4 protein-coding genes are annotated in these 2,553 nt (G+C 36.3%); all 4 read right to left on the bottom strand.

Annotated elements, in window-relative coordinates; translation table 11 throughout:
* The coding region (locus tag SOY52_RS07000) for a hypothetical protein (protein WP_320848245.1) at positions 1-461 on the bottom strand (461 nt) is incomplete at its 3' end.
* Positions 462-638: 177 nt separating this feature from the next.
* On the bottom strand, positions 639-1,178 hold the full coding sequence (locus SOY52_RS06995; protein ID WP_320848244.1) for an ATP-binding cassette domain-containing protein: 540 nt from the start codon (positions 1,176-1,178) through the stop codon (positions 639-641).
* Entirely contained in the window at positions 1,175-1,933 is a 759-nt protein-coding gene (locus tag SOY52_RS06990; protein ID WP_320848243.1) for an ABC transporter permease, read from the bottom strand. Before SOY52_RS06990 ends, SOY52_RS06995 begins: the two co-directional genes overlap by 4 nt.
* On the bottom strand, positions 1,914-2,553 hold a 640-nt coding region (locus SOY52_RS06985; protein ID WP_320848242.1), incomplete at its 5' end, for an ABC transporter substrate-binding protein. The genes SOY52_RS06990 and SOY52_RS06985, both read right to left, overlap by 20 nt.

Genomic DNA, 2,553 nt, shown 5'->3' with positions numbered 1-2,553 from the left:
GTTACGGTCTTGATTTTGATCCGTTCCAGGAGTCCGTCATAGGAGTCCCAGTATCTGTAGATGTGTCCGTTTATGCTGATACGTCCGCCAGTAAGGAATCTGTATCCCGCCTGTTTGTAGGTGACGCTTTTGTACTTTTTGACCTTGCGACGACGGGGTGGCGAACATTTGACTCCCTTCTCCCTGTTAGTGAAAAACAACCGGTACGCCCTGTATATCCTGTCCGTTATCTCCTGTACCGCCTGACTTCCCACATATCGCCAGTGGTGGTTTTCATCCACGTTGCGAAGACCACGGAGCTGTTTCTGGAGTTCGTATTTATCCAAAAGCTTCCCTGTTTCGGTATAGTGGTCCTGTATGATTGTCAGTGCCGTGTTGTATATGATCCCGGCGATATTTATCATATCACTAAGGTATCCGAAGTCATCGCTGTTGTACAGTTTTACTGTCAGTGTCCGCATGACATCATTATAGCACATTTTATGGCATTACGCATTACCGCCTTTCATCTCACGGCCAAGGCACATGGGCTTTCCCGGCGGTTAATTTGTAACTGCTGACCAGCTAGATGAGATTAGCTATCTTGCATCCCCAATGGAATATTATTGTTAATTATATTTGGAGGGCAGCTTGCCCTCCTAAAACTCTATTACTTCGTCGATTAATAAATCCTTATTAACTCTTTCTTCGTGGCTAACAATAATAATTGTTTTCCCTTTTTCTCTTTCATTAATAAAGCTAATTACGCTTTTATATGTTTCATCATCAAGTCCAGTAAAGGGCTCATCCATTAAAAGAGTATCGTGCTCATAAAGAAGTGCTCTTAGTATAGCAACTCTTCTTTTCATTCCACCAGAAAATTCTCTTACTCTTTGCCCTCTTGGGATATCAAAGGCCTTTAAATACTCTCTAACCTTATTTTTATCACTACAAACGGTTAGTAAATTTTCTTCAGCTGTAAAAGAATTTAGTAATCTATCCTCTTGAAAGACCACGCTAACGCGTCCTACATCAATAATAGAATCCTCTTCATTACTTTCCAAGCCAGCTAAAATACGTATTAACGTTGTCTTACCGATCCCTGATTTTCCCCACAGAAGATACTTTTTACCTCGTTTAATTTCTATATTTTTTCTATCAAGCACTACTTTGGTGCCAAAATGTTTAGTGAAAATCATATTAAATGGCCCCTTATTGCAAATGCTTTGATAGCTTTTGAAATTACCTTTTCAATTACTATAGAAATTACGATTACAGTTAAGGTAACTGCAAAAATGTCTGCAGTAAGCAAAAATGTTTTTGCTTCATATAATCTTTCACCTAAGCTTCCATCAGGAAGGCCTATTACCTCTGCAGCTACGCCACTTTTCCATGCAAGCCCAATTGCAGTAGTAAGGCTAGTAATGAAGGTTGGAAGTACAGAAGGAAGATAGATATATTTTAGACGTTTAAATTGCGAAAAAGAAAAAACTTCAGCCATTTCAATTAAGGAATTATCGACATTATCAAAACCTGCTAAGAGTGCAGAATAGAGAATTGGAAAAGCCATCATAAAGGAAATAACTATTGATAAATTCTTGCTTGAAACCCAAATAAGCACAACAATTACAATAGAAGCAACAGGAGTTGCTTTAATAGCAGATACAATTGGCTTCATCATTATTCTAAAGCTATTAAAAAGGTATGATAATATACTTGTAATAATTGATACTAATAGTGCAAGGAAAAATCCTGATAAAATTCTTATACAGGTAAATATTATATTTTCCCAATATTCCCTTTCAAAAAATAATTCTTTTAACCTTAAAATAACCTTGATAGGTGAGACAAGAAGAATCTCCTCACCTATCCACATAGCAACTATTTGCCAAATAATTAAGTATAAAAATACACTTAACGTGTACTTAACTTTATCAGTAGTAGAACTCTTCACTAGGAAGAACTCCTCCAACACTCTTAGGATTTGCATCAAAGAGTACTTTTAAATATCCAGGTAATATAGCTTTCATTTCGTCGCCAGTAATACAAACAATATTACAATATGGAAGTGCTTTTTGAGCAACCTTCTCAGGTATAATTCCAATTTCTCCAATTAGTCTTGCGCCATCATTAATATTTGTATTAACAAACTCTGTACTCATTTTGTAGCTCTCTAAGAAGTTATCTACTGCTTTTTTATTTTCATTAATAAACTCTGTTCTAGCAACTACAACACCAGTTAATAGCGCACTTTCAGGAGAAACCTTATCCCATTCTTTATTTAAATCAAGAGCGATTCTAATTGAAGGGTTTTGAACCATAGCAGTAGTAGCAAATGGCTGAGGAAGGAGAGCTACTGCGTTAGGATCCTTTAAAAGAGCAGCAACACACTCTGTATGTTCACTCTTCCACTCAATTGGAAGATTCTCAAGACCATTTTGCTCAAGGATAAAGTTTAAAGCATACTCAGGTGTTGATCCTTTACCAGATGAATAAATAGTTTTTCCCTTTAAATCCTCTAGATTATTAACACTATTTCCATTTTCACAAATATATAAAACTCCAAGTGTATTA

It is taken from the genome of Bullifex sp., from assembly GCF_034103065.1.
In the GTDB taxonomy this organism is placed as follows: Bacteria; Spirochaetota; Spirochaetia; order Sphaerochaetales; family Sphaerochaetaceae; genus Bullifex.
This window is presented reverse-complemented; position numbering and strand designations above follow the sequence as displayed.

Coding starts and splice junctions, on each gene's coding strand:
- SOY52_RS06995 (WP_320848244.1), bottom strand. CDS start 1,178: ATGATTTTCACTAAACATTTTGGCACCAAAGTAGTGCTTGATAGAAAA.